At 36.2% G+C, this 5,177-nt stretch carries 6 protein-coding genes and 1 pseudogene; 5 read left to right on the forward strand and 2 right to left on the reverse strand.

Annotation, left to right across the window (positions count from 1 at the left end; all coding sequences use genetic code 11):
* Positions 1–180: 180 nt before the first annotated feature.
* Positions 181–1,425, reverse strand: coding sequence for an ornithine--oxo-acid transaminase (gene rocD / locus AACZ30_RS12760; protein WP_339649795.1), 1,245 nt, complete (start codon positions 1,423–1,425; stop codon positions 181–183).
* 174 nt (positions 1,426–1,599) lie between these two features.
* Here rocD and rlmD point away from each other — a divergent pair, with 174 nt between their 5' ends.
* From rlmD to AACZ30_RS12785, 5 genes are all read left to right on the forward strand, one after another.
* The gene (gene rlmD, locus AACZ30_RS12765) at positions 1,600–3,009 is read left to right on the forward strand and encodes a 23S rRNA (uracil(1939)-C(5))-methyltransferase RlmD (RefSeq protein ID WP_339649802.1); all 1,410 of its coding nucleotides are present in this window, start codon (positions 1,600–1,602) and stop codon (positions 3,007–3,009) included.
* A complete protein-coding gene (locus tag AACZ30_RS12770) occupies positions 3,010–3,534 on the forward strand; it encodes a DUF6452 family protein (RefSeq protein ID WP_339649797.1) in 525 nt (174 codons plus the stop codon).
* Positions 3,500–4,219 (forward strand): DUF6048 family protein, encoded by a 720-nt coding sequence (locus AACZ30_RS12775; protein WP_339649799.1) that lies wholly within the window; start codon positions 3,500–3,502, stop codon positions 4,217–4,219. The genes AACZ30_RS12770 and AACZ30_RS12775 overlap by 35 nt, the downstream gene beginning before the upstream one ends.
* 72 nt (positions 4,220–4,291) lie before the next feature.
* Complete coding sequence (locus AACZ30_RS12780; protein WP_208225850.1) at positions 4,292–4,540, forward strand: DUF6364 family protein; 249 nt, start codon at positions 4,292–4,294, stop codon at positions 4,538–4,540.
* Entirely contained in the window at positions 4,537–4,971 is a 435-nt protein-coding gene (locus AACZ30_RS12785) for a PIN domain-containing protein (RefSeq protein WP_208225851.1), read from the forward strand. Before AACZ30_RS12780 ends, AACZ30_RS12785 begins: the two co-directional genes overlap by 4 nt.
* Positions 4,972–4,986: 15 nt before the next feature.
* Here the strand turns inward: AACZ30_RS12785 and AACZ30_RS12790 are convergent.
* A pseudogene (locus AACZ30_RS12790) lies at positions 4,987–5,177 on the reverse strand (class I SAM-dependent RNA methyltransferase); the annotation flags it as partial.

The following is a 5,177-nucleotide window of genomic DNA, read 5'->3' on the forward strand; positions in this document are numbered from 1 at the left end:
TTAGTTTAATAAGCACTATTGTAATGTTTATTATGTATGGCGGAGTAGATGGGATCTATGAGATGCAAAATGAAATTTTAAGGGAAATTGAACAAAATCAATAGATCTTTTTCTTTTTGAAAATAAGAAAAGCCAGCTATTTCTAGCTGGCTTTTCCTTTTTTAATTATTTGATGAATATTTACTTCTCAAATTGTTTTAGTGTAGTGGTAATGATATTTACACAATCTCTAATTTGCTCTTCATTCATTACTAATGGCGGAGCAAAACGAATAATATTGCCATGGGTTGGCTTGGCTAAAAGTCCGTTTTCTTTTAGCGCCATACAAATATCCCAGGCAGTAGAACTATCTTCTGAATCGTTTATAACAATAGCATTTAATAAGCCTTTTCCTCTAACCAATTCTACTATATTGGAATCACGTATAAAATCGTTGAGTAATCTTCTAAAAAGATTCCCAAGTTTTTCGGCATTTTCAGCTAAATTTTCATCGCGAATTACTTCAAGGGCAGCAGTTGCTACAGCGCCGGCTAATGGGTTTCCACCAAAAGTAGAACCGTGTTGTCCGGGCTGAATTACATCCATCACCTCATTATTGGCCAAAACAGCAGATACGGGATAAACACCGCCGGAAATTGCTTTTCCAAGAATTACCATATCTGGCTTCACCTCTTCGTGGTCTACTGCCAGTAATTGCCCGGTACGAGCAATTCCGGTTTGCACTTCATCTGCAATAAATAAAGCGTTATTTTCTTTACAAAGTTCTCGGGCTTTTTTCAGGTAACCTTCAGAAGGTAAATAAACTCCCGCTTCTCCCTGAATTGGTTCTACAAGAAAACCTGCAATATTATCATTCTCTTTTAGCACTTTTTCCAGCGCATCAATATCATCGTAAGGGATTTTTATAAATCCGGGTGTGTATGGGCCAAAATTCTTCCTGGCACCTTCATCGTTAGAAAAAGAAATAATCGTGGTTGTTCTTCCGTGGAAATTGTTTTCACAAACAATTATTTGGGCTTCAGTTTCTTTGACTCCTTTTCTTTCGTAAGCCCATTTTCTTGCAATTTTGATCGCGGTTTCAACAGCTTCTGCCCCGGTATTCATAGGCAGCAACTTGTCGAATTTAAAATAATCTGTTGCAAACTTTTCATACGGGCCTAATACGTCGTTATGAAAAGCCCTGGAAGTAAGCGTAAGCGTAGCAGCCTGGTTACAAAGCGCATCAACTATTTTTGGATGGCAGTGTCCCTGGTTTACTGCAGAATAGGCTGAAAGAAAATCGTAATATTTATTTCCTTCTACATCCCAAACGTGAACACCCTCGCCGCGGCTAAGCACCACAGGTAAAGGATGGTAATTATGAGCACCATATTGGTCTTCTAATTCAATAGCTTCTTTTGAAGATGTAATTTTTGGTAAAGACATGTTCAATTTTTTTTAAAAATCAATAATTCTATAATTCCTTCTTTTGTGCCTATAAAATAAGGTCACAGGGGAGAGAAATCATCCATTATTTAAGTTTTCGCAAATTACTAAATGTTTGTGGGAATTTTTAGGAACACAGGGAATAAATCTTCACAATTATTCTATTTTTGCGCTATGGGAAGAAGGAATAAAAACAAGGTATTTGAAGCCGTAGAAGTTACCGGTGCCGGCGGAAAAGGAAAAGGAATCGGGAAATCACCAGATGGTAGAGTTATATTTATAGATAACGTGGTTCCCGGCGATGTAGCCGATATAAAAACTACTAAAAAACGAAAATCTTACTACCAGGGTACGGCGGTTAATTTTCATCAATTTTCAGAGAAACGCGTAGAACCTGTTTGCCAGCATTTTGGAACTTGCGGAGGCTGCAAATGGCAAAATATGGGTTATGAATATCAGCTGGAATATAAACAGGACGAGGTATTAAATAATCTTATTCGGGTTGGTAAGGTTGAGCTACCCGAGGTTACCCCTATTTTAGGAAGCAAAGAAATTTATTTTTACCGAAATAAAATGGAATTTTCATTTAGTGATAGCCGCTGGTTAACACCTGAAGAAATAAACAGCGGTAAAGATTTTGACGATAAAAATGCTCTTGGATTTCATATTCCGGGAATGTGGGATAAAATACTCGATATTAAAAAGTGCCACCTTCAGGAAGATCCCAGCAATGCCATTAGAAATTTTATAAAAGAATTTGCAAGCTCCCATGATCTAAGCTTTTTTAATGCCCGTAAACAGGAAGGTTTATTACGAACTTTAATGATACGCACCTCCTCTACCGGTGAAATCATGGTGCTAATTCAGTTTTTTCACGAAGACAAAGCAAAGCGGGTATTGTTATTAGATGCGGTATTAGAAATGTTTCCAGAGATTACTTCGCTTCAGTATGTAATAAATGAAAAAGGGAACGATACTATTTACGACCAGGAAGTTGTTTGTTATAAAGGCCGTGACCATATTTTTGAGCAAATGGAAGGACTTCAGTTTAAAATAAACGCAAAGTCTTTTTACCAAACCAATTCGGCCCAGGCTTATGAATTGTATAAAATTACGCGCGATTTTGCCGATCTAAAAGGAGACGAAATAGTTTACGATCTTTATACAGGCACCGGAACTATCGCTCAATTTGTTGCAAAAAAAGCGAAAAAAGTAATTGGGGTTGAAGTTGTTCCGGAAGCGATTATTGATGCAAAAGAAAATGCCGAACGCAACCAAATTAACAATGCAGAGTTTTTTGTTGGCGATATGAAAAAAGTTTTTTCTCAAGAATTTATCAATAATCACGGTCAGCCAGACGTTATAATTACAGATCCGCCACGAGACGGGATGCACAAAGATGTGATTGCTCAAATAATTGGTATATTGCCACAACGCATTGTTTACGTAAGTTGCAACTCTGCCACGCAGGCAAGGGATCTATCTTTATTAGACGAATATTATAAAGTTACAAGAGTACAGCCCGTAGATATGTTTCCCCAAACTCATCACGTGGAGAATGTTGTGTGTTTAGAAAGAAAATAAATGAATAGAAGTTTTTTAAAAATTCTTGTATCAGGTGTAGTTTTACTAATGCTAATTATGGGGTGCCAGCGCGACGATATTTGTCCTGAAAGCACCCAAACTACACCTATGCTCATCTTGAGCTTTTATGATGTTAATGATCGTGAAAGCTATAAAAGCCCTACCAATTTAAGCGTAAGGTCTATGGTAAGCGATTCTATAAAAACTTTATACCAAAGAATAAATCCTGATACTATTCAAATTCCATTAAGAACAGATCAAAATACTACCACCTATACTTTTACGCTTTTTGATGCAGAAGAAGACGACGAAGATCCCGAATTTACACCAGATACAGATACTTTAACATTTACCTACGGGACCGAAGAAGTTTATGTAAACCGTGCGTGTGCCTATAAAGTAATTTACAATAGCCTTAAATTAACCATTGAAGGCGGGGAAGAAGGCGAATGGATAGATTCTTATATTATAGAAGAACCCAATATTGAAGATGATACAGAATCACATATCAGCATATTTTTTTAGCATCCTATTTCTGTTTTTTGCTGCTCCATTGCTAAGTCAGGAAACAACGATACAGGAAAAGGCAATAGAAGATAGTTTGGCCAACCGTGAAAAATTTGGGCTTCGGGTTGGGGCCGATATTAGTAAGCTTTTAAGAACTGCTTTCCAGGACGATTATTCCGGGTTTGAGATCTTAGGAGATTACCGGGTTTATAAAGATTATTACGCTGCTGCAGAATTAGGAAATGAAAGTATTGGTTATGCTGAAGATAATATTAGCATTACATCTCGCGGAAGTTATGTGAAAATAGGAGTAGATTATAATGCCTACGAAAACTGGACAGGTATGGAAAACCTTATTTTTGTTGGCGCTCGTTATGGATTTTCAACCTTTACGCAAGATGTTGAAGAATATCAAATCTATACCACCAATCCCTTTTTTGAACCTGATATTCGTTCTGAAACCATAGAATATTCAGGATTAACCGCGAACTGGGTTGAATTGATTGCGGGGATTAAAGTTGAAGTTTTAAATAATTTATTCCTTTCAGTGAATGTACAACTGAAACGCAGGCTATTTCAGAGCACCCCAGATAATTTTGACAACCTCGCAATTCCAGGCTTTAACCGAACCTACGACGATAGTAATATTGGAGTTGGTTATGGCTACACCATTAGTTATTTGATTCCTTTTTATAAGAAATAGCGATTTATGAAATTCTTCTTTTTTATTTCATACGGATAAATTTCTTAAATTTACATGTGTAAAATAAGAGCTATGAATACAAAACTCACATTAAAGCTCAATAAGGAAGTAATTGAAAGAGCAAAGAAATATGCTTCTAATCAACAACTTAGTTTATCAAAAATTGTAGAAGCGTATTTACAATCGCTCACAAATGAAAAAAGTAACGAGGGTTTGGAAATTTCTCCATTTGTAAAAAGTATTTCTACCGGTAAAAAGCTCCCACCCGATTTAGACTATAAAAAGGAATATTCTGATCACTTATTGGATAAATATAAATGAGCAGGAGAATTTTTATAGATACTAATATCGTTCTGGATTTATTGGGAGAAAGAGAACCATTCTATAAACCTGCTGTGCAACTTGCAACGTTGGCAGATAAAGGAAATATCGTCTTAATAGTTTCTCCTATATCTTTTGCCACCGTAAACTACTTTCTATCCAAATTTGAGTCTCCAAAAATCGCAAAAGAAAAACTTAGAAAACTCAAGATTTTATGTGAGATTTCTAAAGTTGATGAAGAAATAATTGAAAAAGGACTTAACTCAAATTTCAAAGATTTTGAAGATTCACTTCAGTATTTTAGTGCAATAGCTTCAGAATCTGAAATTATAATTACCAGAAATGGAAAAGATTTTCAGGAATCTTCACTTCCGGTAATGACAGCGAGTGAGTTTCTAAAAAGTTTCCGAAGAAATAAGGATATGCAATAAAATTATACTTCATCCCTACTCCTGAAACTTCGCTTTCTTCGATCCCTGGTAAATCTGGTATTTCAGTAGTTTAGATTCCAGTGCGCCGTTGTAAAGCTTAATTTTTCGGGAAGGTCTTAAGCCAACGTGTTTTATAGCTTCAAGATTAGACGTGATAAACCAGGCATCGGTTCCCGGGTAGGCCTGCTTCAGTGTATCTCCAATTT

The organism is uncultured Salegentibacter sp. (genome assembly GCF_963972535.1).
GTDB lineage: Bacteria > Bacteroidota > Bacteroidia > Flavobacteriales > Flavobacteriaceae > Salegentibacter.